Here is a 24,881-nt window from a genome sequence, read left to right as displayed (position 1 = left end):
CGGGCGTGAGGCGGGCGTGAACTCCTCGACGAGCGGCGGGCGCCATCACACGACGGCACTGCCACGAGACCCCCGGGGGAGGTCAGTGACCGCGGTCGATCCACTCCTGAAGGTGGGGAGCCTCGGCGCCGACCGTGGTCGTCTCCCCGTGTCCGGTGTGCACGACGGTGTCGCCCGGCAGGGTGAGCAGCCGTTCCCGGATCGACTCGACGATCGTGCCGAAGTCGCTGTACGACCTTCCCGTGGCCCCGGGGCCACCCGCGAAGAGCGTGTCACCGCTGAAGAGCGCCGTCAGCGCCGGCGCGTACAGACAGACCGCCCCGGGAGCGTGGCCGGGCGTGTGCAGCACGGTCAGGTCGACACCGGCCACGGTGAGGACCTGGCCGTCCGTGAGTTCGCCGTCGGGTGTCCGCTCGGGGTGGGTCTGCTTCCACAGCGGCAGGTCGTCGGCGTGGAGCAGGACCGGGGCGCCCGTGCGGGCCGCGAGCTCGGGCGCGGCGTCGATGTGGTCGTTGTGGGCGTGTGTGCACACGATGGCCCGGAGGGTGCGCCCGCCGAGGGCTCGGGCGATGGCATCCGCGTCATGCGCGGCGTCGATGACGACGGCCTCGTGGTCGTCGCCGATGATCCACACGTTGTTGTCGACGTCCCAGGTACCGCCGTCCAGCGAGAACGTCCCCGAGGTGACCAGGTGTTCGATGCGGGCGCCGGCCATCACAGCACCACCACCGAGCGCAGCACGTCGCCCCGGTGCATCCGCTCGAAGGCCTTCTCGACCTCGTCGAGCTGGATGGTCTCCGTGACGAAGGCGTCCAGGTCCAGACGGCCCTGGAGGTACAGGTCGATGAGCATCGGGAAGTCACGGGAGGGCAGGCAGTCGCCGTACCAGGACGACTTCAGCGCGCCACCGCGTCCGAAGACGTCGAGCAGCGGCAGCTCCAGCTTCATCTCCGGCGTCGGCACGCCGACCAGGACGACCGTGCCGGCGAGATCACGGGCGTAGAACGCCTGCTTGTACGTCTCCGGTCGGCCCACCGCCTCGATGACGACGTCGGCGCCGAAGCCGCCCGTCAGCTCGCGGATCGCCTCGACCGCGTCGGTGCTCCTGGAGTTGACGGTGTGGGTCGCGCCCAGCTTCTTGGCGGTGTCCAGCTTGTGGTCGTCGATGTCCACCGCGATGATCTTGGCCGCGCCCGCGAGGTTCGACCCGACGACCGCCGCGGCGCCGACGCCGCCGCAGCCGATGACCGCGACGCTGTCCCCCCGTCCGACGTTGCCGGTGTTGATGGCCGCGCCGATGCCGGCCATCACTCCGCACCCCAGCAGACCGGCGGCCGCCGCCGAGGCGGCCCGGTCGACCTTCGTGCACTGCCCCGCCGCCACCAGCGTCTTCTCCGCGAAGGCGCCGATGCCCAGCGCCGGAGACAGTTCGGTGCCGTCGGTCAGGGCCATCTTCTGCTTCGCGTTGTGCGTGCTGAAGCAGTACCACGGGCGTCCGCGCAGACAGGCCCGGCACTGCCCGCAGACCGCGCGCCAGTTGAGGATGACGAAGTCGCCGGGGGCGACATCGGTGACGCCCTCCCCCACGGACTCCACGACGCCCGCGGCCTCGTGGCCCAGCAGGAAGGGGAACTCGTCGTTGATGCCGCCCTCCCGGTAGTGCAGATCGGTGTGACAGACCCCGCAGGCCTCGATCTTCACCAGCGCCTCACCCGGTCCGGGGTCCGGCACGATGATCGTTTCCAGGCTGACGGGGGCACCCTTGCCTCGCGCGACGACAGCACGGACCTGGTGAGTCATGGGCACTCCTCGACTGATGTGAGAACCGACTGGTGCAAGAACCGACTGGTGCAAGAACCGAGTGATGTAAGAAGTGAGTGATGCGGTAACCGACTTGATGTTGCTCATCGCGGCACGCATCTCATGTAACGCAACACAGCATCGTGGAGCGCCGACCGGGGGTCAAGGATGCGGCGGCGCGGCGCCGGGCGTACGGGGGTGGGCGTACGAGGCCGGACGACGAGGGCGGGGCCGTGGTCGAGCGCGCCTGCTCCACGGTCCCGCCGGTGTCGGCCCGCCCCCTCAGAGCGCTGGCGAGGACGCGGTCGGTGACGTGGACGTGGACTCCGGGGACGCGGACTCCGAAGATGTGGGCTCCGAAGATGTGGACTCCGGGGACACCGCCCCGTCGTCTGTCGTGGCGGGGCCGATGCGGATCTCGAAGTCGCCGTCGTACTTCTCGTGACCGGCGATGACGGCCGTCTCGACCGCTTCCTTGCCCTGGCTCCTGCGGATGATGAGCGGGTCGTGGCGCAGATCGCGGGTGAGCGCGACGCACAAGCCGATCATCACCAGGGTGAAGGGGGCCGCGGCGAGGATGGTGAGGTTCTGCAGCCCGGTGAGCGCGTCACCCTTTCCGCCGCCGATGAGCAGCATGATCGCGGCGACCGCCCCGGTGAGCACGCCCCAGAAGACGACGATGCCCCGGGTCGGTTCGAGGGAACCGCGCTGCGAGAGCGTCCCCATGACGATCGAGGCGGCGTCGGCGCCGGAGACGAAGAAGATCCCGACGAGGATCATCACCACCACACTGGTCACCGTGGCGATCGGGTACTGCTGGAGCACGTCGAACAGCTGGCCCTGGGCCGTCGAGGCGTCGCTGAGGCGCTTCTCGTCCTGGAGGTGCATCGCCGAGCCGCCGAACACGGCGAACCAGAGCAGGCTGACCGTGCTGGGCACGAGGATGACTCCGCCCACGAACTGCCGGATGGTCCGGCCACGGCTGATGCGCGCGATGAACATGCCGACGAAGGGCGTCCAGGAGATCCACCAGGCCCAGTAGAAGACCGTCCAGCCGGCCAGCCAGTCGGCGACTCCCTCACCGCTCGACGCCTCGGTGCGCCCGGCCATCTGTGCCAGGTCTCCGAGGAAGGCGCCGATGGAGGTGGGCAGCAGGTCGAGGATGAAGACGGTCGGCCCGACGAGGAACACGAAGGCCGCCAGGGCCACCGCCAGCACCATGTTGATGTTGGACAGCCACTGGATGCCCTTGGCGATCCCGGACACCGCCGAGGCGACGAACGCCACGGTCAGCACCGCGATCACGGCGACCAGCAGGCCGCTGCCGACCGACGCCATCCATCCCAGTCCGGTGAAGCCGCTGCCGATCTGCAGAGCGCCGAGCCCCAGGGAGGCGGCGGAGCCGAAGAGGGTGGCGAAGATGGCGAGGATGTCGATGACCCGGCCGCCCCAGCCGTTCGCCCGCTTCTCGCCGATCAGCGGAGTGAACACGGCGCTGATCAGCTGCCGGCGTCCGCGCCGGAAGGTGCTGTAGGCGATGGCCAGGCCCACGACCGCATACATCGCCCACGGGTGGAGCGTCCAGTGGAAGAGGGTGGTGGCCATGGCGGTCTCCATGGCCTGGTGGGCGTCGGCCGGGTCGGTGCCCGGCGGCGGCGTGACGAAGTGCGACAGCGGTTCGCTCACGCCGTAGAACATCAGGCCGATGCCCATGCCCGCGCTGAACATCATGGCGATCCACGAGACCGTGCGGAACTCGGGCTCCTCACCCTCCTCGCCCAGGGTGATCCGGCCGTAACGGCTCATCGCCAGCCAGAGGGCGAAGACCACGAAGCCCGAGGCGGCGAGCACGAAGGCCCAGCCGCCGTTGCGGATGGTCCCGTCCAGCAGCTTCCCGGACACGCTCTCCAGCGTGTCGGTCGCCGTGGCTCCCCACACGATGAAGGCGACGGTGAGGGCCGCGGCGACACCGAAGACGACGGCGTCCGTCCGGGGGGCGGTGGACGTCTCCGGACTCCCCGGTAGATCCGCCTGGACGGGACAGTCCGGGCCCTCGTCCTTTCCGATTGCTCTGTTCGTCATGCTCGTCCTTTCCGCAGACGGCAGTGCGGTGCGTTCGGGTTCGGTCAGCGGCTCACGTCGCCGACCTGTCGGCCGTGCCGGACGGCGCGAAGGGGTCGTCGGACGCGCGCTCGGCGGGCGCTCGGGGTCGAGGAGATCTGGGCGAGCAGCCGAGCCATCGGACGCGCGTTGCGCATCACGCACCACCACCCGCGATAGGCAACAACAATCTTGCGTTCCAGGGGAAGGCTGTCAAGGGGTCGGCACGGGCGGAATCAGCCGTCCCGACCGCTCGGGGTGAGGTCGGAGGGTCGGGGTGCTCCCGGTGACACGGCGCATCGGGCTACGATCAATCGTCGACACGCAGGACGAGGCTCACCAGCGCTCATGCGCCTGACGCAACGTCAGCAAAGTCAGCGAGGAGTCAGCATGAGTCCGACCAGACCCGCCCGCAGACGGCCACACCCGCACAGCGACTGAGTGCGCGCATGTGTCCTGTGATCTGGCGGAACACGTCCATAGAGCCGATCCGGTAGCGCGAGGGAGACGCCGTGTTCTATTACCTGCTCAAGTACGTGCTTCTGGGGCCACTGCTGAGGCTGGTCTTCCGGCCTCGCATCGAGGGCCTCGAACACGTGCCGTCGTCGGGCGCGGCCATCGTCGCGGGCAATCACCTGTCCTTCTCGGACCACTTCCTGATGCCCGCGATCCTCAAGCGCCGCATCACCTTCCTGGCGAAGGCCGAGTACTTCACCGGCCCCGGCCTCAAGGGCCGGCTGACGGCCTTCTTCTTCCACAGCGCGGGCCAGATCCCGGTCGACCGCTCCGGTAAAGACGCGGGTCAGGCCGCCATCCGTGAGGGTCTGGGGGTGCTGAGCAAGGACGAACTCCTCGGCATCTACCCGGAGGGCACCCGCTCGCACGACGGCCGCCTCTACAAGGGCAAGGTCGGCGTCGCGGTCATGGCCCTCAAGGCCCGCGTGCCCGTCGTCCCCTGCGCGATGATCGGCACCTTCGAGGCGCAGCCCCCGGGCAAGGTCATCCCGAACATCCACCCCGTCGTCATCCGCTTCGGCAAGCCCCTCGACTTCTCCCGCTACGAGGGCATGGAGAACGAGAAGGCCGTCCTGCGCGCCGTCACCGACGAGATCATGTACGCGATCCTCTCGCTCTCCGAGCAGGAGTACGTCGACCAGTACGCGGCCGTCGTGAAGGCGGAGGAGGCCGCGGCGGCCAAGGAGCGCAAGTTCCCCCGCATGCCGCTGAGTTGAGCAACGCTCTGCGGACGCCGCCGAGTTGAGCCATTCTGCTGGCAGCAGAGATGCCCCGCGAACCCTGGGCGGGCGTCGTACGGTCGGGGGCATGACACGACGTGCTGTGGTGATCGGAGCGACGGGACAGATCGGCCGGGTGGCCGTGGACGCGCTGGCGCGGGACGGCTGGGCGGTGACCGCCCTCTCGCGGGGCGGCGACCGGGACGACGGCTGGCCGGAGGAGGTACGGGTCGTTCCGGCCGATCGCGGGGACGACGCGGCGCTGGCGACCGCCGTCGGCGACGGATGTGACGTGCTGGTGGACATGGTGGCGTACGGCCCGGAGCACGCCCGGCAGTTGCTCGCGCTGGCCGACCGGGTGGGCTCGGCGGTCGTCGTCTCCAGCGTCTCGGTGTACGAGGACGACAAGGGCCGCAACTTCGACACCCAGGCGGAACCCGACGGCTTCCCCGAATACCCCGTGCCGCTGCCCGAGAGCCAGCGCACGATCCGGCCGGACGAGACCTCGTACAGCACCCGCAAGGCGGGGCTGGAGCGTGAACTGCTCGCCGCCGCCGACCGGTTGCCCACCACACTGCTGCGCGCGGGCGCCATCCACGGCGTGCGCTGCCGTACGCCACGCGAGCTGTACTTCGTGAAGCGCAACCTGGACGGCCGGCCCCGCCGGGTCCTCGCGTACGGCGGTGAGAGCCGCTTCCATCCCGCGAGCGTCCACAACATCGCCGAGCTGATCCGGCTGGCCGCCGCACGGCCCGGGACACGGGCGCTCAACGCCGTCGACCCCGACGCGCCGACCGTCACGGAGATCGCCGCCGCGATCGACGCGGTGATGGGCGTCGAGGCGGAGAACGTGCTGGTGGACGGCCCGGCCCCGGCTCCCACCGTGGGCGACACCCCATGGTCGGTGCCGGTGCCCGTGGTGTGCGACATGACGGCGGCGGAACGGGAGTTGGGCTACCGCCCGGTGGTCCGCTACGCCGAGACCCTGCCGGAGACGATCGCGTGGATCGAGAGCCGGCTGGCGGGCGGCCGGGACTGGCGGGAGGCGTACCCCAAGATGGCCGCGGCGTACGGGGACCTCTTCGACTACGCGGCCGAGGACGCGTGGCTGGCGGGCCGGCCGACGTGACCGTGTGAGCGGCATACGGAAGGGGGCGACCGGAGTAAACCGGTCGCCCCCTTCCGCCTCTCGGGGAGCTACGGCGTCGGCGTGGCGTGCGGGGCGCACCTCACGTCGGCCTTGCCCACCTTGCCGGTGAGCAGGTAGGTGTCCACACGCTCGTTGACGCACGGGTTGACCAGGCCGGTGACTCCGTGGGAGCCGGCCTTCGTCTCCGTGATCAGGCGGGAGCCCTTGAACCGCTTGTGGAGCTCGACGGCGCCCTCGTACGGGGTGGCCGCGTCCCGCTCGGACTGGACGATCAGAACGGGCGGCAGGCCCTTCTTGGTCTTCACGTCCACCGGGGTGTACTGCTTGGACGGCCAGGTGGCGCACGGCAGGTTCATCCAGGCGTTGGCCCAGGTCATGAACGGGTGGTCCTTGTGCAGCCGGGTGTTGTCGCGGTCCCACTTCTTCCAGCTGGTGGGCCACTTGGCGTCGGTGCACTCGACCGCGGTGTAGACGGCGTTGCCGTTCTCCGAGGCGGCGTTGCCGGCGGTGTCGGTGAGGTCCGGGGCGGCGGCGTCGACGAGCGCCTGGGTGTCACCGGCGGCGTACTTGCTCCACACCCCGGCGGTGGGCGCCCACGCCGAGTCGTAGTACGGGGCGCTCTGGAAGAAGGAGATCAGCTCGGCCGGGCCGACCAGCCCGCCGATCGGGTTCTTCTTCGCGGTGGCGCGCAGCTCCAGCCACTTCGCCTGCACCTCGGCCTGGGTGTCGCCGAGGTGGTACGTGGCGTCGTTCGCGGCGACCCACTTCGTCCAGTCCTTCCAGCGACCCTCGAAGGCGACGTCCTGGTCCAGGTTGGCCTGGTACCAGATCTTGTCGCGGGAGGGGTTCACCACGCTGTCGACGACCATGCGGCGGACGTGGTTCGGGAAGAGGGTGCCGTAGACGGCGCCGATGTACGTGCCGTAGGAGACGCCGAGGAAGTTGAGCTTCTTCTCGCCGAGGGCGGCCCGGATGACATCCAGGTCACGCGCGGTGTTCGGCGTCGTCATGTGCGGCAGCATCGCGCCGCTGCGCTTCTTGCAGCCGGCCGCGTAGTCGGCGGCGAGCTTGCGCTGCTTGCGCTTGTCGGCCTCGGAGTCGGGAACCGGGTCCATCTTGGGGGCCTTCACGAACTCCTGCGGGTCGGCGCAGGAGATCGGCGCCGACTTGCCGACACCACGCGGGTCGAAGCCCACGAAGTCGTACGCCTTGGCCGTGTCGACCCACAGCGGGGCCTTGGTCGTGACCCGGCGCGGGAAGCGCAGGCCCGAGCCGCCCGGACCACCGGGGTTGTAGACGAGGGCGCCCTGGCGCTCCTTCTTCGTACCGGTGTTGCCGATACGGTCCACGGCGAGCTTGATCTGCTTGCCGTTCGGCTTGGCGTAGTCCAGCGGCACGGTGACCCAGCCGCACTTGATCGGCTTCTCCAGACCCCAGCTCTCAGGGCAGTCCTGCCACTTGATGCCCTTCTTCGCCGCCTTGGCTGCGGCGACGGCGACGCCCTGGGCCTCACGGTCCCGCACACTCGCGGAGCCCGCGGCGTTGGCCGCGGGGGCGGTGACGGCACCGGCTATCAGGGTCGCCGTGACGAGCAGTCCGGCGGAGCCGAACGCTGCCGCCCTTCTCGTCGGCCTCATACCACTCAAGAGGGAACTCCCCGTACATCGATCCGAGTTCGCATGGTCACGGGGATCCTCGTGCCTGTGAGGCGCCTGAGAACAGAGGAGCGAGGAGTTCTTTACTAATCCGATAACCGGTACGGAAAGTCCCGTTCAGCGGATCTCCGCCCCCACCCTCCTCAACCGTCCAGCTCGGCGAGTGCCTCGTCCAGCACACGCCGCAGCCGCAGCGCGTCGGGCGCGAGCGCGCTGACGAGTACGGCGGGCCCGGCGAGCGGAGTGAGTGCGGTGGTCTCCCCCAGCACCTTCGGCCCGGGCGCCTTCTCGGCGAACTCCGGTCGTACGACGACGAGTTGCCCCAAGGTCCGGTGGCCGGCCAGCACGGCGGGACCGTCCCAACCGCCGGGCGCCCCCGGGCCGCACCCCACCTCCTGGTCGAGCAACGGCCGCCCGCCGAGCAGCACGGTGAGGCGGCTGCCCAGCCGCCCGGGCTCCTCCCCGGCCCGCCCGAGCACCTGCTCCTCCCGGAACACCAACCGCGCGCCGACCGCGAGCTCCACCCGTGTCGACACCCGCAGATCGCTCCCCTTCGCGCAGATCAACTGCTCGGGCAGCCAACGCAGTTCGCCTCCGGCGGCGACATCGATCCGTACGTCGTAGCGGGCCTCGCCCTTGGCCTGCCCCGGCAAGGCGATCGTGGCGGCAGCCGACCCGACGCGCAGTCGCGCCCCCTCGCCGACCCCCGCCTCCACGGCGAACCGATCCCCACCGAGCGGCCCGCTCATGGCGCCGACCAGCATGACCCGCGCCTCGTCGCCACTGCCCCGGGTCCGCCGCAACGCCAACGGCCCGTCGCTCTCCAGCACGGGCAGGGCGGTGCCGCGCAGTCCGTCGGCGCGTGCCACGATCCGCGCGGTGGCCCTGACCCCGGCCGTCGTCATGCCGTCCACGCGGTGAGCTTCTCCCTCACCCAGGCGGCGACGTCCGCGACTCCGGCCTCGCTCCTGAGCGACTGGAACACCACCGGCAGCTCCGCCCGCTGCGCCTTCGCGTCCGCGGCCATCCGGGCGAGGTCCGACCCGACGTACGGCGCGAGGTCCGTCTTGTTCACGACGAGCAGGTCGGCGGTGGTGACACCGGGCCCGCCCTTCCTCGGGATGTCGTCCCCGCCGGCCACGTCGATGACGAAGATCTGCGCGTCGACGAGCCCCTTGGAGAAGGTGGCGGTGAGGTTGTCGCCGCCGGACTCCACCAGGATGAGATCGAGCGGCCCGACCTCGTCCTCCAGGTCCTCCACCGCTTCGAGGTTCGCGGAGATGTCGTCCCGGATCGCCGTGTGCGGGCATGCCCCCGTCTCCACGGCCGTGATCCGCTCGGGCGGCAGCACGGCCTCGCGAAGCAGGAACTCCGCGTCCTCTCGCGTATAGATGTCGTTCGTCACGACAGCGAGGGACAGCTCCTCCCGCAGGGCCTGACAGAGCGCGGCGACGGTGGCCGTCTTGCCGGACCCGACGGGACCGCCGAGCCCGATCCGCAGGGCACGACGACTGCCGTCAGCCCGCTGCGCGTCGGCGCTCACGGCGGAGGGGCCGTCGTGGGAGTGGGTGTGGTCGAGATGCATGGAAAGCGACTCCTTGTTTCGGCTCTGGCTCGCGGGACAGCTCGGGGGGCGGTTGATTGGCGGCAGCAGACGGGTGGGAACTGCGCGAGCAACCACACACAACCCGCACCCGCCAAGCAACCGAACCCCCGAGCTCGCCCGCGGAAAAGGGGGGTTCGAAGGGGCACAGCCCCTGGGACGGGACGGGTAGGGGCGGCGGGGGCGAGAAACTCAGGACGCGAACAACCGCGCAGGCCAAGCCGCATGCACCTCCGCACTGATCTCCAACAACGGAGCGGAAGCCGCAGGCAACCCCTCCACCCCACCGGCCCCCACCCCCCGAGCCGCATCGACCGCCGCCCCCACCACCACATCCATCTCAGGAGCCAACCGCGCCAACACCCCGGTCGCATCGAACGGATCAAGACTCAGCAACCGCACCGTCGCACTCGCCGCCCCACTCACACTCTCGTACACGGAGCAGTACGCGGCGTCATCCGGCCCCAGCCCGGCGGCCCTGGCCGCCAGCCCCAACACGACCGGCTGATGCGCCCCCTTGGGGAACTCCCGCGTCAACGCGTCCAGCTCCCCCGACGGCCACGTCGCCCGCGCCGCCCGCATCAGCTGCCGCCCCAGCTTCCGCGAGGCGACCCGCAGGGCGACGGACGGCGTCCGCGCGTCGGCGGCGGCGTCCAGCGTCAGTGGATCCACCCCGAGCGCAGCCGCCGCGGCCAACGCCGCCGACACCAGCCCCGCCGTGTGCAACCGGCCCCGGCAGAACGCCTCCAGCCCCTCCGCCCCGGTGATCAGCCCGGCCTTGACGGCCGCCTCGGCCCCACCGGAGTGCGCATGCCCCCCGGCGGGAAACCGGCCGTCGGCCAGGACGAGAAGAGTCGCCCTGGACATCAGAAGAGGAAGTACCGCTGGGCCATGGGCAGTTCGGCCGCAGGCGTCGCCTCCACCAGCTCCCCGTCGATGTGCACGGCGAAGCTGTCCGGGTCGACCTGTACCTCGGGCCGCGCGTCGTTCTCGCGCATGTCCGCCTTGGTGACCCCACGCGTCGACTCGATCGCGACGAACCGCTTCCCCAGTGAGAGCCGCTCCGGCAGCCCGTCCTCGATGGCCAGCGGCGCCACGAAGTTGAACGAGTTGGAGGCGGGCGCCCGCCCGATGGCCCCGTACATGGGACGCGGGAGGATCGGCTGCGGTGTGGGGATGGACGCGTTGGCGTCGCCCATCTGGGCGTACGCGATCTGTCCGCTCTTGATCACCAGCTGTGGCTTGACCCCGAAGAACGCGGGTTCCCACACCACGAGGTCGGCGAGCTTGCCGCTCTCGACGGACCCGATCTCCCGGGCGAGCCCCTGTGCGAGCGCGGGGTTGATCGTGTATTTGGCGACATATCGACGTACCCGGTGGTTGTCCGCACGCCCGTCGCCCGGCAGCGCACCCCGCCGCCGCTTCATCACATGGGCCGTCTGCCACGTCCGCAGGATGACCTCACCCACCCGGCCCATGGCCTGGGCGTCCGAAGAGATGATCGAGATCGCGCCCAGGTCGTGGAGGATGTCCTCGGCCCCGATGGTCGACGGCCGGATGCGGGACTCGGCGAACGCGAGGTCCTCCGGCACGGCCGCGTTCAGGTGGTGGCAGACCATCAGCATGTCGAGGTGTTCCTCGGCGGTGTTGACGGTGTAGGGCCGGGTCGGGTTGGTGGAGCTGGGCAGGACGTGCGGCTGGGAGACCACGGTCATGATGTCGGGCGCGTGCCCGCCGCCGGCGCCCTCGGTGTGGTACGCGTGGATGCCGCGTCCGGCGATCGCGGCGAGTGTGTCACCGACGAACCCGGCCTCGTTCAGCGTGTCCGTGTGGATGGCGACCTGGATACCGGTCCGTTCGGCGACGGTCAGGGACGCGTCGATGACGGCCGGGGTCGACCCCCAGTCCTCGTGCAGCTTCAGACCGAGCGCACCGCCGCGGATCTGGGACAGCATCGCCTCGTGCGAGACCGTGTTGCCCTTGCCGAGGAAACCGATGTTGAGCGGGTACTGCTCCATCGCCTCCAGCATCCGGGCGAGGTGCCAGGGGCCGGGCGTGACGGTCGTGGCCTTCGAGCCCTCCGCCGGTCCCGTGCCGCCGCCCACCAGTGTCGTCACACCGGACGACAGCGCCTCGTCGGCGATCTGCGGACAGATGAAGTGGACGTGCGCGTCGATGGCGCCGGCCGTGACGATCCGCCCGTTGCCCGCGATGATCTCCGTCTCGGGGCCGATGACCAGGTCGGGGTGGACCCCGTCCATGGTGTCGGGGTTGCCCGCCTTGCCGATGCCGGTGATCCGGCCGTCGCGGATGCCGATGTCGGCCTTGACGATGCCCCAGTGGTCGATGATCACCGCGCCGGTGATCACCGTGTCGGGGGTGCCTTCTGCGCGCGTAGCACGCGCCTGGCCCATGGATTCGCGGATGACCTTGCCGCCGCCGAACACGGCCTCGTCACCAGCGAGCCCGGGACCGCCGGAACGATCCTCCTCGATCTCGACGAGCAGATCGGTGTCGGCGAGCCGGATACGGTCACCGGTGCTCGGGCCGAACAGGTCGGCGTACGCGGCACGCGAGATCTCAGGCATCGAGGGCACCTCCGGTCTCCCCGCGCAGTCCGGGCACGACACGGGCGCCGGTGAGCGGTACGAGTTCCACGTCGACGGGGATCCCGGGCTCGAAGCGCACGGCGGTGCCGGCGGCGACGTTCAGCCGCTTGCCGCGCGCGGCGGCGCGGTCGAACTCCAGGCCGGGGTTGGTTTCGGCGAAGTGGTAGTGGGAACCGACCTGGACGGGCCGGTCGGCGGCGTTGAGGACGGTGAGCCGGGTGATTTCACGGCCCTCGTTGTAGACGATCGGGTCCTCGGCGAAGAGGATCTCTCCGGGAATCATGGAGGCCCCCTCAGACGATCGGGTCGTGGACGGTGACGAGCTTGGTGCCGTCCGGGAAGGTCGCCTCGACCTGGACGTCGTGGATCATCTCGGGGATGCCCTCCATGACGTCGTCGCGGGTCAGCAACTGCCTCCCGGACGCCATGAGTTCGGCCACGGTACGGCCGTCCCGGGCACCTTCGAGGATGTGCGCGGTGATGAGCGCCACGGCCTCGGGGTGGTTCAGCTTCAGGCCACGGGCCCGGCGCTTCTCCGCCACGTCGGCCGCCACATGGATCAGCAGCCTCTCCTGCTCGTGCGGGGTCAGTTGCACGGCGTCCACCTCACATCCTCGCTCCGGACCGTGCGGGGTCCGGTTGCCTCGCCACCGGGCAAATTCGCTGGTGGCGTGGCCGCAGGCTAATTGGGTGGCGTTTCAGCGACGTTAACCGGACCGTGATCGGATTCCTGTCGGCCCGCGCTTTCCCGGGTCGCGCGCCGCTCGCTTCCGACCACCGATGTGGTGGCCACATCGACGGCCGACGCGGGGCTCCGCCTGCGCTCGAGTGCGCCGCCGCCGGCCCTGGCCGACACGACCTCCGATGCCGGTCACCGTGCTCGGGCGAAGACCCGGGCACGTAAGGCGGCCGCCCTCTCGGGGCACCGAGCGTGTCCCGACGCGCCCCCGCAACCCTTACGAAGCCCCAGGCCTCCGGTGCTCCGCCGCTATCCCGAACCGCTGCTGTTCCCTCGGTGCCGAAGCGGCCTCGCGGACGCTGGAGACGGCACTGATCACCGGCTCCTCCGCGGGTTCCTGAAGCGCTTCGAGCTGCTCCAGGTCGGCGGCGGAGACCAGGGCGACGAGGGGCTTTCCGTGCCGCGTCACGACGACGCGCTCGCCGCCGTAGACCACGCGGTTGATCAGTTCGGCGAGCTCAGCCCTGGCTTGCGTCACCGGAATCTCGTAGGCCATGAAGTCCAGCTTAGACCGGCCACCACACACCGCTCCGAGCGGAAGATCCCCTTCCACCCCGCTTCCCGTGAGGCACTTTTTCGCTCTGAGCCGACACCCCTCCCCCCACCATACGTACGTCCTGTACATTTTTTACAGAAGTCGATCAGAGGAGGCATTTCCCATGCCCGCGAACCGACCGTCGGCCCGCCATGTGCTGCCCGAGTTCACCGAGCGCACCAGTGCGGGTCACCGAACGATGGATCCGTACTCGAAGCTGCTGGAAGAACGGATCGTGTTCCTCGGGACGCAGATCGACGACACGTCCGCGAACGATGTGATGGCGCAGTTCATGCACCTCGAGTACCAGTCGCCGGACCGGGACATCTCGCTGTACATCAACTCGCCCGGCGGCTCGTTCAGCGCGATGACGGCGCTCTACGACACGATCCGATTCGTCACCTGCGATGTGGAGACGATCTGTCTGGGCCAGGCCGGGCCGTCCGCCGCGGTGCTGCTGGCGGCGGGCACACCGGGCAAGCGGTTCGTGCTGCCGGGGGCGCGCGTGCTGATCCACCAGCCGGCGTCGGCCGACCGGATCGAGGGGCAGGCGAGCGATCTGGCGATCCGGGCGGCGGAGTTGACGCGCAACCGCCGGAAGCTGGAGGAGATGCTCGTACGGCACACGGGGCAGAGCCCCGAGCGGATCAGTGCCGACATCGAGCGGGACACGTTCCTCGACGCCGAGGCGGCGGTGGAGTACGGACTGGCCGATCGGGTGATCCCGAGCCGTAAGACCTCGCGCACGCTCCCCGGCGCGAGGTGAGGCGTCGATGCTCCCACCCGAACTGCCGCCGCTGCCCGCGCTCACGCGCGCCGAGGCGGAGCTGATCGACCGTTACCTGGACGCGGTCGACCTCCTCGGCCGGATCAATCCGGCCCGCCCGGGCGACACGTACCGCGGGTTGCGCGCGGCGCAGGCGCTCGTCGCCAAGGCGATCGCTCTGCGCGACGCGCTCGAACTGATGCACAGGCGCGGTGAGAACGAGGTGCACGCCCCAACCCTCGCGCGGGCCCTGAGAGTTCTCGACGGCGAGCGCCGGGCGGCCCGTGTCGCGCTGCCGCCGGAGCCGGAGGACTCACCGGCCTGAACCGATCCCCGGCCGCTCGCCGTATTACTGACGGGGCGTCCGGCCCGGGTACGCACCCTCCGGACGGCCTAGCACGATCGACCCATCGGCCCATACGTCCAAAGAACCTGTGAAGTTGCGCGATCTGGCCACCGAACTGACGGAATGCATTATTCCGGTGCTGGTGCGGACCTCCTCGGCCACGTGGACACACCTACCGAAATCGTCCTGTCCACCCGAACGGGCGAGTGGTGAGTAAGACCACAAATCCCCGATTCCGTTGGGATTTTCGGACTTCCGTGCGTCAAGATCCCTTCCTGACGACAAGCCCCCGCCGCAGCGGCGGGGCGATCCGGGTGGACGCCGAGTCCTGCCGCCGCCCGGATGACCGGTCGACAGGATTGCATCGGCAGGAGTGGAGGACCCAAGCACGACGGGTCGCCGGAACGGTCACGCCATGACCGGGCCGAGCAGCCCTTGGGGTGAAGCCGCGTCAGCGGCCGGGCAACTTTGTCAGCCCGAATCCGACAGGTCATCCTTCACAGGCGGCTGACGAAGGGTTGCGCATGACTGCGCTGAATCGTGTCCCGTCGCTGTTGACCCGGGCCGGCACGGCCTCGGCTCTGACCATCGCCGCTGTCAGCGGCAGCATCGTGGTCCCGGGCGTCGCAGCCGACGCCGAGGCCGCCACGGTGGCGTCGAAGGCACTCAAGGTCGCGGCTTCCAAGAAGGGCTCCCCTTACAAGTACGGCGCCACGGGCCCAGGCAGGTTCGACTGCTCAGGGCTGACGCTGTACTCGTTCAAGAAGGCGGGCAAGAAGCTGCCCCGTACTGCCCAGCAGCAGTACAACAAGACGAAGCACATCTCCGCGAGCAGCCGCAAGCTCGGAGACCTCGTCTTCTTCCACTCGGGCTCGAACGTCTACCACGTCGGTATCTACGCGGGGAAGGGAAAGATCTGGCACTCGCCGAAGACGGGTGACGTCGTCCGGCTGCAGAAGATCTGGACGAAGAGCGTCTGGTACGGCCGGGTCCGCTGACCCACCGTCGGGGGGCGGCGGCGGAACGCACGGCCGCCCCCCGGCCTGCTCCTCACCCGCCCCCCGGGTCGCTCTTCCGCGCCCCTTGCACAGGGGCGTACCCCCGGCCGAACTGGTTACTCGTTCAGTCATGGCCGACGAAAGCACCCGCCCCGCCCGCAACGAGACGCCCCTCGAACGCGCCGACCGTAACTTCGCCGAGTTGCTGCAGGAGTTGCGGGTCACCCAGACAGGGGTGCAGATCCTCTTCGCGTTCCTGCTGACGCTGGCCTTCACACCGCGCTTCCCGGACCTGGACTCCGTACAGCGCGCCACCTACGTCACCACCCTGCTGCTGGCGGTCCTCGCGGCGACGCTCTTCACCGCCCCGGCCGCCCTGCACCGGCTGCTCTTCCAGCAGAACGCCAAGCCCACCATCGTCCAGGTCTCGTCCCGGCTGGCCACCGTGGGCCTGGGGGTGCTGATGCCGGCCTTCGCCGGGTCCGTGATGCTCGTCGTGGACGTGACGCTCGGCCGGACGGCCGGGATCATCGCCGGGGTCGGCACGCTCCTCGGGTGTCTGTTCCTGTGGGCCGTGCTCCCGAAGCTGGTGGGACGCTCCGAGCGCAACGGCAGCACGAGGACGCCGCGTCAGGACGGGACGGTCCCCGCCCCCCGGGGTCAGGACTCCGTCACGGCTCCTGCGGACCACCTGTCCTGACCGGCTGTACGGGGACCGTCCACGGCAGCTCGATCGCCACCGTCTTACCGCCCTCCCGTGTGGGTCTGATGCTCAGCCTGCCGCCGCACTCGGCGGTCAGCCAGCGGATGATGACCATGCCCCTGCCGTTGTCCTGCTGGACGGCGGCGGGCAGGCGCTTGGGAAAACGTGGATGGCTGTCGGTGACGCCGATGCGCAGGTGCTCGTCCCGGTCGAGCGCGATGTCCACGGTGAACGTGGGCGACTGACCGAGTGTGTGCTGGACGGCGTTGGTGGCGAGTTCGGACACGATCAGGCGCACGGTGTCCGCGATGTCCGTGTCACCCGGCAGGCCCCATTCGGCCAGCACGGTGGTGACGTAGTTCCGGGCAGCGGGCACCGAGGCGGGATCGCTCGGCAGAGTGACGGATGCTTCCTGGTGATCTGCCATGGCGAGGCGTCCCTTTCCCACGGGACCGGTGTCCGACAGGGAGCGGATGGTTCGACTACGGTCCCGGACTGGTGCTTCGCGCCAGACTGCCACTACCTGGGCCGTCACGGGCGGCGATCCACCAAGATGTGCATATATCTGTCGCTCGAAGCGGTGAACTCTCCGACGGCCGACCGTATTTGGCAGGGGTCTTCGTCCATCCTCTGTCGTCACCCCGACTTCGCTCGCCGGGCGGAAGGAGAAACCCATGCAGTACGGTCCGGCGGTGCGCCGCCGCAAGCTCGGTGCCGAGTTGCGTGTCCTGCGCACCCGTTCCCGTCTCACGAGCATCGAGGCGGCCCGTCTCGTGGGCTGGCACCAGTCGAAGGTGAGCCGGATCGAGACGGGCGCCAGCGGGGTGAAGCCCGGGGACGTACGCAAGCTACTGGACGCGTACGGGGTCGACGACTCCGAATTACGGGAGGTGCTCCTGGCTCTGGCGGGCTCCGAGGACGGGAGCGGGCGGCACAACTGGTGGCACGCCTACCGGGGCGTGCTGCCGCCGACGTACCGCGATTTCATCAGTCTGGAGTCACAGGCCGGCGGGATGCGGACGCTGGAGACGTCGGTGGTGCCGGGGCTTCTGCAGATCCCCGAGTACGCCCGGGCGGTGACGCGGGCCGCGCTGGACGGGCTGGAAGACGACAAACTCGACGCGCTCGTGGAGGTACGGCTCGCCCGCCAGGACGTCCTGCGCGGGGATCCGCCGTTGAAGCTCAGCGCCGTGCTCGACGAGGGGGTTCTGCGGCGGGAGGTCGGCGGTCCCGAGATCATGGCTCGCCAGCTGAGGCGTCTGGTCGAGGCGGCGGCCCTTCCCCAGGTGCGACTGCAGGTGCTGCCGTTCGCTGCCGGGGCGTATATCGGCATCACCGGCCCTTTCGTAATTTTCTCATTTAGGAGCACTTCCGATCTGGACGTGGTTGTTCTCGACCACTTGACGAGTAGCCTCTACTTGGAGCGGAAAGAAGACCTCAGGGCTTATGTCGAGGCCTTCAACGCCCTTCAGATCCACGCCCTTTCGCCCGAGGACTCGTTGGATTACATCGCCGGGCTGGCCGACGGCTAGTCGACGGCGCGTAAGGAGGCACCATGTCTGCACCGCCTCGGAAGGTATCCACCAGTACCGACCTGCACGGTGTGTGCTGGCTGCGCAGCAGCCACAGCGTGGCGGCGAACAACTGTGTGGAGACGGCCCGTCCCGGGCCCGGCCGCTGGGCCGGGCTCGTGGCCGTGCGCGACTCGAAGAACACGGCGGGGCCCGCCCTGCTGTTCGACCCCGAAGCCTGGGAGGGATTCATCACCACGCTTCGGTGACCACCACCGACAGCGTTCGTACTTCCGCTTACGGCGACGCTCGGCCGGGACGCCGACTCACGGTCGCGTATCGCCGATGATCCCCACGGCTCGGTCGATCTGTTCCCGCGTGAGATCCGCGCGGGCGGTCAGCCGCAGCCGCGACACGCCGTCGGGGACGGACGGTGGGCGGAAACAGCCGACGGCGAGACCCGCCGCCCGGCAGTCCGCCGCCCACCGCACCGCCTGATCCGGAGACGGCGCGCGTACGGACACCACGGCGGCGTCGGGCCGCACCGCTTCATGGCCCGACGCCGTCAGCCGTGTGTGCAGCTCCCGCGCCACCCAACGGGCCCGCGCGGCACGCTCCGGCTCGCGGCGCAGCAGCCGGAGCGCGGCGAGCGCCGCACCCGTCGCGGCCGGCGCCAGGCCCGTGTCGAAGATGAACGTACGGGCCGCGTTGACCAGGTGGTCGATCACGTGCGCCGGGCCGAGGACGGCGCCGCCCTGGCTGCCCAGCGACTTGGACAGCGTGACCGTCACGACGACGTCGGGGTCACCCGCGAGCCCCGCCGCGTGGGGCGCGCCCCGGCCCCCGTCACCCAGGACGCCGAGTCCGTGGGCGTCGTCCACGACGAGCCCGGCACCGTACTCCCGGCAGGCGGCGGCCAGCCGGGCCAGTGGGGCGGCGTCGCCGTCCACGGAGAAGACCGTGTCGGAGACGGCGAGGGCAGGCCCCCGGCCCGCCGTGCCCAGGGCCTTGCGGACGGCGTCGGGGTCCGCGTGGGCGACGACCTGGGTGGTGCCCCGGGCCAGCCGGCAGCCGTCGATCAGGGAGGCATGGTTGCCCGCGTCCGAGACGACCAGGGAGCCGTGCGGCGCGAGCGCGGTGACGGCGGCGAGGTTGGCGGCGTAGCCGGAGGAGAAGACCAGGGCGGCCTCGAAGCCGCAGAAGTCGGCCAGTTCCCGCTCCAGCTCGCCGTGGAGCTCGGTGGTGCCGGTGACGAGCCGGGAGCCGGTGGCCCCGCCGCCCCACCTGCGCGCGGCCTCGGCGGCACCCTCGGTGATCTCGGGGTGCCGGGCGAGACCCAGGTAGTCGTTGCTCGCGAGGTCCAGGAGCGGCGAGTCGGCGGGGCGGGGGCGCAGGGTGCGTACGAGCCCGGCCCGGCGGCGCGCCGACGCCTGCTCGTCGATCCAGCCGAACGCCATGGGTCCTCCGGGGTGGTGTGGGCAGCCCACGGCGCCGGGGCTGTCCTGGACAGCGCGGCGGGGGCTTTTGTAGGCAGTGCACAGACACTAGTGGCACCGTCGGCCGCCCACGATGTGGCGATACCCACACCTCGATCCCACTCTGTTGTCCGAAGCCTCCTTGGCCGGGAGCGGTCCCGTAGGACAGGATCGGCTCTCATGGACCTGCTGAACACGCTGGTGGACAAGGGGCTCCGGCGCGAGCCGCTGAGCCGTGCCGAGGCGCTCGCCGTCCTCCGCACCTCCGACGACGAGCTGTTGGACGTGGTGGCCGCGGCCGGAAAGGTGCGCAGGCACTGGTTCGGGCGACGGGTGAAACTGAACTATCTCGTCAACCTCAAGTCCGGGCTGTGCCCCGAGGACTGCTCCTACTGCTCCCAGCGGCTGGGCTCCACCGCCGGCATCCTCAAGTACACCTGGCTGAAGCCCGACCAGGCGTCCGAGGCCGCCGCCGCCGGGCTCGCCGGTGGCGCCAAGCGGGTCTGTCTGGTGGCTTCCGGGCGCGGCCCGACCGACCGGGACGTGGACCGGGTCTCCGACACCATCAAGGCCATCAAGGACCAGAACGAGGGCGTCGAGGTGTGCGCCTGTCTCGGTCTGCTCTCCGACGGCCAGGCCGAACGCCTGCGCGAGGCGGGCGCGGACGCCTACAACCACAACCTCAACACGTCCGAGGCGACGTACGGCGAGATCACGACGACGCACACCTACGCCGACCGCGTCGACACCGTCCGGAAGGCGCACGCGGCGGGTCTGTCGGCCTGCTCGGGGCTCATCGCCGGGATGGGCGAGAGCGACGAGGACCTGGTCGACGTCGTCTTCTCCCTCCGTGAACTGGACCCGGACTCGGTGCCGGTCAACTTCCTGATCCCGTTCGAGGGCACCCCGCTCGCCAAGGAGTGGAACCTCACCCCCCAGCGCTGTCTGCGGATCCTGACGATGGTGCGGTTCGTCTGCCCGGACATCGAGGTGCGGATCGCGGGCGGCCGCGAGGTCCATCTCCGCACGATGCAACCGCTCGCCCTGCACCTGGCCAACTCGATCTTCCTCGGCGACTACCTCACCAGCGAGGGCCAGGCCGGCAAGGCCGACCTGGAGATGATCGCGGACGCCGGTTTCGAGGTGGAGGGCGCCGACCAGGTGACGCTGCCGGAGCATCGGGCGACCGCGTCCGCCGGCGGCTGTGGGTCCCGCGAGAGCGCCGGGTGCGGATCGCACGAGGCCGCGGGGTGCGGATCCCACGACGGCGCCGGGTGCGGGTCGCACGAGGGCGGTGGCGTGTGCGGTCCCGCCGCGGAAGCGCCGGCCGGCGAGGCCCGTACGGACCTGGTCGCCGTACGCCGTCGGGGCGCCGGAACCGATCTCGCGCCCAATGCCTGATCTGCCCCACCTGAGCGTGCCCCGTTTGCTGGAGCTCGACCGGCGGCACGTGTGGCATCCCTACGGGCCCATGCCGGGCCGGCAGGAACCGCTCGTCGTGGAGTCGGCGAGCGGGGTCCGGCTGAAGTTGGCCGACGGCTCGGGCGAGCTGGTCGACGGCATGTCGTCGTGGTGGTCGGCGATCCACGGCTACAACCACCCCGTCCTCAACGAGGCGGCGCGCGAGCAGCTCGGCCGGATGAGTCATGTCATGTTCGGCGGACTCACCCATGAGCCCGCCGTACGGTTGGCGAAGCACCTTGTCGACATGTCACCCGAGGGTCTGGAGCATGTGTTCCTCGCCGACTCGGGCTCGGTCTCCGTCGAGGTCGCGGTCAAGATGTGTCTGCAGTACTGGCGTTCGCTCGGCCGTCCCGGCAAGCAGCGCCTGCTGACCTGGCGCGGCGGCTATCACGGCGACACCTGGCAGCCGATGTCGGTGTGCGACCCCGAGGGCGGGATGCACGAGCTGTGGCAGGGCGTCCTGCCCCGCCAGGTGTTCGTGGAGGCCCCGCCGGCCGAGTTCGAGGAGTCGTACGCGGAGTTGCTGCGCTCGGCGGTCGAGCGGCACGCCGACGAACTGGCCGCCGTCGTCGTGGAGCCCGTGGTGCAGGGCGCGGGCGGGATGCGGTTCCACTCCCCCGCGTATCTGCGGGTGCTGCGCGAGGTGTGCGACGCGCATGACGTGCTGCTGGTGTTCGACGAGATCGCGACCGGGTTCGGGCGTACGGGGGCGCTGTTCGCGGCGGACCACGCGACGGTGACGCCGGACGTGATGTGCGTGGGCAAGGCGTTGACGGGCGGTTACCTGACCATGGCGGCGGCGCTGTGCACCGCGCGGGTGGCCGACGGGATCTCGCGGGGCGAGGTGCCGGTCCTCGCCCACGGTCCCACGTTCATGGGCAATCCCCTGGCCGCCGCCGTCGCCTGTGCCTCGATCGAACTGCTGCTGGGCCAGGACTGGCTCACGGAGGTCAAGCGGATCGAGTCGGGGCTGCGGGAGGGGCTGGCGCCGGCGCGCGAGGTACCGGGCGTGCAGGACGTCCGGGTCCTCGGCGCGATCGGTGTCGTCCAGCTCGACCACGCGGTGGACATGCGGGCGGCCACGGCGGCCGCCGTGCGCGAGGGGGTGTGGCTGCGGCCGTTCCGCGACCTCGTCTACACGATGCCGCCGTATGTCACGGGCGACGAGGACGTGGCTCGGACAGCGCGCGCGGTGTGCGCGGCGGCGACGGCGGGATGACGGAAGAGGATGACATGACGGTCCTGGTGATCACGGGGACGGGCACGGAGGTCGGCAAGACGGTCACCACAGCGGCGGTCGCGGCGGTGGCCGTGGCGTCCGGCCGGTCCGTGGCCGTCCTCAAGCCCGCGCAGACGGGTGTACGGGCGGACGAGCGGGGCGACGCGGACGAGGTGGCCCGGCTCGCGGGCGCCGTGACCGCGCGTGAACTCGCCCGCTATCCCGAGCCGTTGGCTCCCGCGACGGCCGCCCGGCGCTCCGGCCTGCCTTCGGTGCATCCGGAGGACGTCGCCGAGGCCGCGGCCAAGCTGCAGGCCGACCACGACCTGGTCCTGGTCGAGGGCGCGGGCGGCCTCCTCGTCCGCTTCGACGAGGCCGGCGGCACGCTGGCGGACACCGCACGGCTCCTCTGCGCGCCCGTGTTGCTGGTCGCCGCGGCGGGACTGGGCACGCTGAACACGACGGAGCTGACGGCCCGCGAACTCGCCGTGCGGCAGGTGGAGTTGGCAGGTGTCGTCATCGGCAGCTGGCCCGAGGCCCCGGACCTGGCGTCCCGCTGCAACCTGGCGGACCTGCCGGTGGTCGCGGGGGCGCCGTTGCTGGGGGCGGTGCCTGCGGGGGTGGGGGCGTTGGCGCCCCGCGATTTCCGGGCGAGGGCGGGGGGTTGGCTGGCCCCGGCGCTTGGTGGGGTGTGGGACGCCGTTTCCTTCAGTGCCGCCGAAGCCGCGCCGTAGAAGCTCCGCGATCCGCCGACCGCGCGATCGTCGTGGCTGATCGCGCCGTTCCCGGCGCCCCTGACGGGGCGCGCCCCGGCCTCACGTTTCCGCCTCCCCGAGCAGCCTCACCAACTCGATCCGTGACCGGATCCCCAACCGCGAGAACACGCCCCGCAGATGGTGGTCGATCGTGCGCGGGCTCAGCAGCAGTCGTGCGGCGATCTCCCTGTTCGTGGCACCCTCCGCCGCCATGCGGGCGATCATCAACTGCTGAGCGGTCAGCCTGGTCGCCAGGTCCTCCGCGGCCGGCGCGGCCGAGGCGCGCTCGCCCAGGGCCCGGAGTTCGGCGCGGGCCTGGGCGGCGCAGCGCGGGGAGCCGAAGTGGTCGAAGGCCTCCAGGGCGCTGTGGAGGCGGTCGCGGGCCTCCGTGCGGTTGCGGAGCCGACGCAGGGCGCTGCCGAACAACAGTTCCGTACGGGCGCGTTCGAAATCGCGCGTGCCGGAGGCGTGCAGGTCGAGGGCGGCGCGGTAGTGCTCGACGGCCTCCTCCCCGGTGGCGAGCAGCGCACGGCAGCGGGCGCTGAGGGCGAGGTCGTCGGCGCTGCGGACGGTACGGGCCCAGCGGTCGTAGTCGGCGTGCGCGACGCTGGCGACGCGGGTGTCGCCGGTGCGGACGGCGGCTTCGACGTAGTGCGGGGTGGCGATGTGCCGGATGGCCCGGTGCCCGTGGCCGGGGCCGAAGCCGGCGAGCGCGCGGAGACGGGCCGCCGAGGCGGCGTAACGGCCCGCGCCGAGGTCCAGGAAGGCGAGGGCGAGCAGGGCGAGCGCGGCGGGCAGTCCGAGGCCGCGCTCCAGGGCGTACGCGCGGGCGGACTCGGCGCGCTCCCGGCACACCTTCTCGTCGCCGGTGACGGCCGCGAACATCGCGAGGGCGGCCTGGAGATGGCAGGCCCCGTTGTCCTGTCCGGTGGCGTACGCCTGGCGCAGGGCGTCCAGGGCGGCGGCCTCGGCGGCCTTGGGGCGCCCGGTCCAGAACTCGGCGTACGCCCGGAACTCCATGGCCTGCGGCACGGTCACCGTCTCGCCCCGGGCCCGCGCGGAGGCGGCGGCGCGGGCGGTGGCGGTGAAGGCGCGGGTGTGGTCGCCGAGGAGCAGGGCGGCGATCCCGGAGTGGATCAGCTGGGTGGGGTCGCCGCCGGGACCGCAGCGTCCGGCGGCGGCTTCGAGGACGTCCCGGGCGTCGTCGTACCGTCCTTCGAACGCGGCGGCGAGCGCGCCGAGGGTGCTCGGCGGCCGGATGCCCAACGCGTCCGCGACGGCGGCGGCCTCCCGGCAGCGGCGCAGGTCGCCGGTGTAGATGGCGGCCTCGGTGGCTCGTGCCAGCAGATGGGCGGCCGCGTCCGAGGTGTGGTCCCCGCCGTGCCGGACCGTGGCGGTGAGCAGGGCGTCGAAGGCCTCGGCGGCGTTGCCGGCCCGGAGCGCGAGGAGGCCGCCGAGGGCGTCGTCGGCGGTGGCGGCGACGAGGCGGCGGGCCCGGTCGCCGTCGCCCGACTGCCATGCCTCGGCTGCGGCGTGGGCGAGCAGGGGCATGCGTTCGGCCGGTTCGGGGGTGAGCGTGGCGGCGCGTTCAGCGAGCGCGGAGGCCAGGGCGGGGTCGCCGATGGCACGTGCCACCCGTGCGGCCAAGCGGAGTTCGGCGGCGAGGCGGCGGCTGGGGCCGAGGGCGGCGGCGGCCCGGTGCCAGGACCGGCCGGGTCTCTCGCCCTCGCCGCTCAGCACGGCGGCGAGGAGACGGTGGGCCTCGCGCCGGTCGGCCAGGGAAGCGGACTCGTACACGGCCATCCGGGTCCAGGCGTCGCGGAAGACGATGCCCCGGGCCGTGGCGTGGGCGAGGCCGGCCGCCTCCGCCGTGTCGAGGGGGCGGGTGTCGAGCCGGGCCGCCGTGACGGCCCGTGCGTAGGCGCGCGTCGGGACCGGATGCTGGTCGGCGGCGGCGAGGAGGAGCAGGAACCGGGTGTCGTCGGGCAGGGCCCGTACGTCCCGGCGGTGGGTCCTCAGCAGCGCGGGCGCCAGCGCCAGGGGCTCGGCGGGGAGCGGGTCGAGGCCCGTGAGCTGGCGTGGGGTCAGGACGGCGGCGAGTTCCGCGGCGGCCCGTGGATCGCCGTGGGCGGCGTGCAGCAGGCGTACGCGCACGCCTTCGGACAGCGTGGGCGCGGCGGCCGACGCTGTGCTGGGGCTCGGCCACACGTTCATGGGG

The 24,881-nt window shown here is 71.1% G+C and carries 25 protein-coding genes and 1 riboswitch; of the genes, 11 read left to right on the top strand and 14 right to left on the bottom strand.

Translation table 11 applies throughout. The annotated features are described in order from the left end of the window. Nucleotides 1-82: 82 nt before the first annotated feature. The 3 genes from ACWD26_RS38015 to ACWD26_RS38005 all read right to left on the bottom strand — a co-directional run bounded on the left by ACWD26_RS38015 (nt 83) and on the right by ACWD26_RS38005 (nt 3,882). Nucleotides 83-715 (bottom strand): MBL fold metallo-hydrolase, encoded by a 633-nt coding sequence (locus ACWD26_RS38015; protein WP_451277265.1) that lies wholly within the window; start codon nt 713-715, stop codon nt 83-85. Next, the gene (locus tag ACWD26_RS38010; protein ID WP_451277263.1) at nt 715-1,800 is read right to left on the bottom strand and encodes an S-(hydroxymethyl)mycothiol dehydrogenase; all 1,086 of its coding nucleotides are present in this window, start codon (nt 1,798-1,800) and stop codon (nt 715-717) included. The genes ACWD26_RS38015 and ACWD26_RS38010 overlap by 1 nt, the downstream gene beginning before the upstream one ends. Before the next feature lie 282 nt (nt 1,801-2,082). After that, nucleotides 2,083-3,882: a BCCT family transporter gene (locus ACWD26_RS38005; protein WP_451277261.1), complete on the bottom strand. Its 1,800-nt coding sequence runs from the start codon at nt 3,880-3,882 to the stop codon at nt 2,083-2,085. Nucleotides 3,883-4,412: 530 nt separating this feature from the next. On the opposite strand from ACWD26_RS38005, the gene ACWD26_RS38000 reads away from it, so the two are divergent. Both ACWD26_RS38000 and ACWD26_RS37995 read left to right on the top strand, forming a co-directional pair. Then, a complete protein-coding gene (locus tag ACWD26_RS38000; RefSeq protein WP_451277259.1) occupies nt 4,413-5,132 on the top strand; it encodes a lysophospholipid acyltransferase family protein in 720 nt (239 codons plus the stop codon). Between the two features lie 106 nt (nt 5,133-5,238). Beyond that, nucleotides 5,239-6,264: an NAD-dependent epimerase/dehydratase family protein gene (locus ACWD26_RS37995; protein WP_451277301.1), complete on the top strand. Its 1,026-nt coding sequence runs from the start codon at nt 5,239-5,241 to the stop codon at nt 6,262-6,264. Nucleotides 6,265-6,332: 68 nt separating this feature from the next. On the opposite strand, the gene ACWD26_RS37990 is transcribed toward ACWD26_RS37995, so the two are convergent. From ACWD26_RS37990 to ACWD26_RS37955, 8 genes are all read right to left on the bottom strand, one after another. Next, nucleotides 6,333-7,922: an alpha/beta hydrolase gene (locus ACWD26_RS37990; protein ID WP_451277257.1), complete on the bottom strand. Its 1,590-nt coding sequence runs from the start codon at nt 7,920-7,922 to the stop codon at nt 6,333-6,335. A gap of 161 nt (nt 7,923-8,083) precedes the next feature. Continuing rightward, complete coding sequence (locus ACWD26_RS37985) at nt 8,084-8,845, bottom strand: urease accessory protein UreD (RefSeq protein ID WP_451277299.1); 762 nt, start codon at nt 8,843-8,845, stop codon at nt 8,084-8,086. After that, nucleotides 8,842-9,525 (bottom strand): urease accessory protein UreG, encoded by a 684-nt coding sequence (gene ureG / locus ACWD26_RS37980; protein ID WP_451277255.1) that lies wholly within the window; start codon nt 9,523-9,525, stop codon nt 8,842-8,844. The genes ACWD26_RS37985 and ureG overlap by 4 nt, the downstream gene beginning before the upstream one ends. A gap of 210 nt (nt 9,526-9,735) precedes the next feature. Continuing rightward, the gene (locus ACWD26_RS37975) at nt 9,736-10,410 is read right to left on the bottom strand and encodes an urease accessory protein UreF (RefSeq protein WP_451277253.1); all 675 of its coding nucleotides are present in this window, start codon (nt 10,408-10,410) and stop codon (nt 9,736-9,738) included. Next, nucleotides 10,410-12,131 carry an urease subunit alpha gene (locus tag ACWD26_RS37970; protein ID WP_451277252.1) on the bottom strand — a complete coding sequence of 574 codons (1,722 nt, stop codon included), beginning with the start codon at nt 12,129-12,131 and terminating at the stop codon, nt 10,410-10,412. Before ACWD26_RS37970 ends, ACWD26_RS37975 begins: the two co-directional genes overlap by 1 nt. Then, a complete protein-coding gene (locus ACWD26_RS37965) occupies nt 12,124-12,435 on the bottom strand; it encodes an urease subunit beta (RefSeq protein ID WP_451277250.1) in 312 nt (103 codons plus the stop codon). Before ACWD26_RS37965 ends, ACWD26_RS37970 begins: the two co-directional genes overlap by 8 nt. A gap of 10 nt (nt 12,436-12,445) precedes the next feature. Continuing rightward, nucleotides 12,446-12,748 (bottom strand): urease subunit gamma, encoded by a 303-nt coding sequence (locus ACWD26_RS37960; RefSeq protein ID WP_037705202.1) that lies wholly within the window; start codon nt 12,746-12,748, stop codon nt 12,446-12,448. 360 nt (nt 12,749-13,108) lie between these two features. Further along, nucleotides 13,109-13,387, bottom strand: coding sequence for a type II toxin-antitoxin system Phd/YefM family antitoxin (locus ACWD26_RS37955; RefSeq protein WP_451277248.1), 279 nt, complete (start codon nt 13,385-13,387; stop codon nt 13,109-13,111). A 163-nt stretch (nt 13,388-13,550) separates the two neighbouring features. Between ACWD26_RS37955 and ACWD26_RS37950 the strand changes: the two genes are divergently transcribed. The 4 genes from ACWD26_RS37950 (at nt 13,551) to ACWD26_RS37935 (ending at nt 16,236) form a co-directional block, all read left to right on the top strand. Beyond that, entirely contained in the window at nt 13,551-14,192 is a 642-nt protein-coding gene (locus ACWD26_RS37950; protein WP_451277246.1) for an ATP-dependent Clp protease proteolytic subunit, read from the top strand. A 7-nt stretch (nt 14,193-14,199) separates the two neighbouring features. Beyond that, nucleotides 14,200-14,517, top strand: a complete 318-nt coding sequence (locus ACWD26_RS37945) for a hypothetical protein (protein ID WP_451277244.1) — start codon at nt 14,200-14,202, stop codon at nt 14,515-14,517. A gap of 371 nt (nt 14,518-14,888) precedes the next feature. Beyond that, nucleotides 14,889-15,059, top strand: a riboswitch (cyclic di-AMP (ydaO/yuaA leader). A 3-nt stretch (nt 15,060-15,062) separates the two neighbouring features. Then, complete coding sequence (locus tag ACWD26_RS37940) at nt 15,063-15,536, top strand: C40 family peptidase (protein WP_451277243.1); 474 nt, start codon at nt 15,063-15,065, stop codon at nt 15,534-15,536. Between the two features lie 130 nt (nt 15,537-15,666). Continuing rightward, on the top strand, nt 15,667-16,236 hold the full coding sequence (locus tag ACWD26_RS37935) for a DUF6328 family protein (protein ID WP_451277241.1): 570 nt from the start codon (nt 15,667-15,669) through the stop codon (nt 16,234-16,236). On the opposite strand, the gene ACWD26_RS37930 is transcribed toward ACWD26_RS37935, so the two are convergent. Continuing rightward, complete coding sequence (locus ACWD26_RS37930; protein WP_451277239.1) at nt 16,208-16,666, bottom strand: ATP-binding protein; 459 nt, start codon at nt 16,664-16,666, stop codon at nt 16,208-16,210. The two genes, ACWD26_RS37935 and ACWD26_RS37930, sit on opposite strands and share 29 nt — an antisense overlap. A 247-nt stretch (nt 16,667-16,913) precedes the next feature. Between ACWD26_RS37930 and ACWD26_RS37925 the strand changes: the two genes are divergently transcribed. Next, nucleotides 16,914-17,771, top strand: coding sequence for a helix-turn-helix domain-containing protein (locus tag ACWD26_RS37925; protein WP_451277237.1), 858 nt, complete (start codon nt 16,914-16,916; stop codon nt 17,769-17,771). 23 nt (nt 17,772-17,794) lie between these two features. Beyond that, nucleotides 17,795-18,019: a DUF397 domain-containing protein gene (locus tag ACWD26_RS37920; RefSeq protein ID WP_451277235.1), complete on the top strand. Its 225-nt coding sequence runs from the start codon at nt 17,795-17,797 to the stop codon at nt 18,017-18,019. A 57-nt stretch (nt 18,020-18,076) separates the two neighbouring features. On the opposite strand, the gene ACWD26_RS37915 is transcribed toward ACWD26_RS37920, so the two are convergent. After that, nucleotides 18,077-19,207: an 8-amino-7-oxononanoate synthase gene (locus tag ACWD26_RS37915; protein ID WP_451277234.1), complete on the bottom strand. Its 1,131-nt coding sequence runs from the start codon at nt 19,205-19,207 to the stop codon at nt 18,077-18,079. Nucleotides 19,208-19,405: 198 nt separating this feature from the next. Here ACWD26_RS37915 and bioB point away from each other — a divergent pair, with 198 nt between their 5' ends. The 3 genes from bioB to bioD are packed head-to-tail and all read left to right on the top strand — an operon-like array spanning nt 19,406 to nt 22,642. Next, the gene (gene bioB, locus ACWD26_RS37910) at nt 19,406-20,626 is read left to right on the top strand and encodes a biotin synthase BioB (RefSeq protein ID WP_451277232.1); all 1,221 of its coding nucleotides are present in this window, start codon (nt 19,406-19,408) and stop codon (nt 20,624-20,626) included. Beyond that, entirely contained in the window at nt 20,619-21,908 is a 1,290-nt protein-coding gene (locus tag ACWD26_RS37905; protein WP_451277230.1) for an adenosylmethionine--8-amino-7-oxononanoate transaminase, read from the top strand. Before bioB ends, ACWD26_RS37905 begins: the two co-directional genes overlap by 8 nt. A gap of 14 nt (nt 21,909-21,922) precedes the next feature. Further along, entirely contained in the window at nt 21,923-22,642 is a 720-nt protein-coding gene (gene bioD / locus ACWD26_RS37900; RefSeq protein WP_451277297.1) for a dethiobiotin synthase, read from the top strand. A gap of 81 nt (nt 22,643-22,723) precedes the next feature. Here the strand turns inward: bioD and ACWD26_RS37895 are convergent, their stop codons facing one another. Continuing rightward, on the bottom strand, nt 22,724-24,877 hold the full coding sequence (locus ACWD26_RS37895) for a LuxR C-terminal-related transcriptional regulator (RefSeq protein WP_451277228.1): 2,154 nt from the start codon (nt 24,875-24,877) through the stop codon (nt 22,724-22,726). Nucleotides 24,878-24,881 lie beyond the last annotated feature (4 nt).

The organism is Streptomyces sp. NPDC002787 (assembly GCF_053592095.1).
The sequence above is the reverse complement of the archived record's forward strand: the minus strand, read 5'-3'. Positions and strand labels throughout refer to the sequence as shown.

What these genes read in the sequence shown, in the direction of transcription:
- ACWD26_RS37950 (WP_451277246.1), top strand. Translation starts at nt 13,551, where the DNA reads ATGCCCGCGAACCGACCGTCGGCCCGCCATGTGCTGCCCGAGTTCACC.
- ACWD26_RS37975 (WP_451277253.1), bottom strand. Translation starts at nt 10,410, where the DNA reads ATGTCCAGGGCGACTCTTCTCGTCCTGGCCGACGGCCGGTTTCCCGCC.
- ACWD26_RS37920 (WP_451277235.1), top strand. Translation starts at nt 17,795, where the DNA reads ATGTCTGCACCGCCTCGGAAGGTATCCACCAGTACCGACCTGCACGGT.
- ACWD26_RS37905 (WP_451277230.1), top strand. Translation starts at nt 20,619, where the DNA reads ATGCCTGATCTGCCCCACCTGAGCGTGCCCCGTTTGCTGGAGCTCGAC.
- ACWD26_RS38010 (WP_451277263.1), bottom strand. Translation starts at nt 1,800, where the DNA reads ATGACTCACCAGGTCCGTGCTGTCGTCGCGCGAGGCAAGGGTGCCCCC.
- ureG (WP_451277255.1), bottom strand. Translation starts at nt 9,525, where the DNA reads ATGCATCTCGACCACACCCACTCCCACGACGGCCCCTCCGCCGTGAGC.
- ACWD26_RS37965 (WP_451277250.1), bottom strand. Translation starts at nt 12,435, where the DNA reads ATGATTCCCGGAGAGATCCTCTTCGCCGAGGACCCGATCGTCTACAAC.
- ACWD26_RS37945 (WP_451277244.1), top strand. Translation starts at nt 14,200, where the DNA reads ATGCTCCCACCCGAACTGCCGCCGCTGCCCGCGCTCACGCGCGCCGAG.
- ACWD26_RS37985 (WP_451277299.1), bottom strand. Translation starts at nt 8,845, where the DNA reads ATGACGACGGCCGGGGTCAGGGCCACCGCGCGGATCGTGGCACGCGCC.
- bioB (WP_451277232.1), top strand. Translation starts at nt 19,406, where the DNA reads ATGGACCTGCTGAACACGCTGGTGGACAAGGGGCTCCGGCGCGAGCCG.
- bioD (WP_451277297.1), top strand. Translation starts at nt 21,923, where the DNA reads ATGACGGTCCTGGTGATCACGGGGACGGGCACGGAGGTCGGCAAGACG.
- ACWD26_RS37940 (WP_451277243.1), top strand. Translation starts at nt 15,063, where the DNA reads ATGACTGCGCTGAATCGTGTCCCGTCGCTGTTGACCCGGGCCGGCACG.
- ACWD26_RS38015 (WP_451277265.1), bottom strand. Translation starts at nt 715, where the DNA reads ATGGCCGGCGCCCGCATCGAACACCTGGTCACCTCGGGGACGTTCTCG.
- ACWD26_RS38005 (WP_451277261.1), bottom strand. Translation starts at nt 3,882, where the DNA reads ATGACGAACAGAGCAATCGGAAAGGACGAGGGCCCGGACTGTCCCGTC.
- ACWD26_RS37935 (WP_451277241.1), top strand. Translation starts at nt 15,667, where the DNA reads ATGGCCGACGAAAGCACCCGCCCCGCCCGCAACGAGACGCCCCTCGAA.
- ACWD26_RS37895 (WP_451277228.1), bottom strand. Translation starts at nt 24,877, where the DNA reads ATGAACGTGTGGCCGAGCCCCAGCACAGCGTCGGCCGCCGCGCCCACG.
- ACWD26_RS37970 (WP_451277252.1), bottom strand. Translation starts at nt 12,131, where the DNA reads ATGCCTGAGATCTCGCGTGCCGCGTACGCCGACCTGTTCGGCCCGAGC.
- ACWD26_RS37955 (WP_451277248.1), bottom strand. Translation starts at nt 13,387, where the DNA reads ATGGCCTACGAGATTCCGGTGACGCAAGCCAGGGCTGAGCTCGCCGAA.
- ACWD26_RS37915 (WP_451277234.1), bottom strand. Translation starts at nt 19,207, where the DNA reads ATGGCGTTCGGCTGGATCGACGAGCAGGCGTCGGCGCGCCGCCGGGCC.
- ACWD26_RS37990 (WP_451277257.1), bottom strand. Translation starts at nt 7,922, where the DNA reads ATGAGGCCGACGAGAAGGGCGGCAGCGTTCGGCTCCGCCGGACTGCTC.
- ACWD26_RS37930 (WP_451277239.1), bottom strand. Translation starts at nt 16,666, where the DNA reads ATGGCAGATCACCAGGAAGCATCCGTCACTCTGCCGAGCGATCCCGCC.
- ACWD26_RS37925 (WP_451277237.1), top strand. Translation starts at nt 16,914, where the DNA reads ATGCAGTACGGTCCGGCGGTGCGCCGCCGCAAGCTCGGTGCCGAGTTG.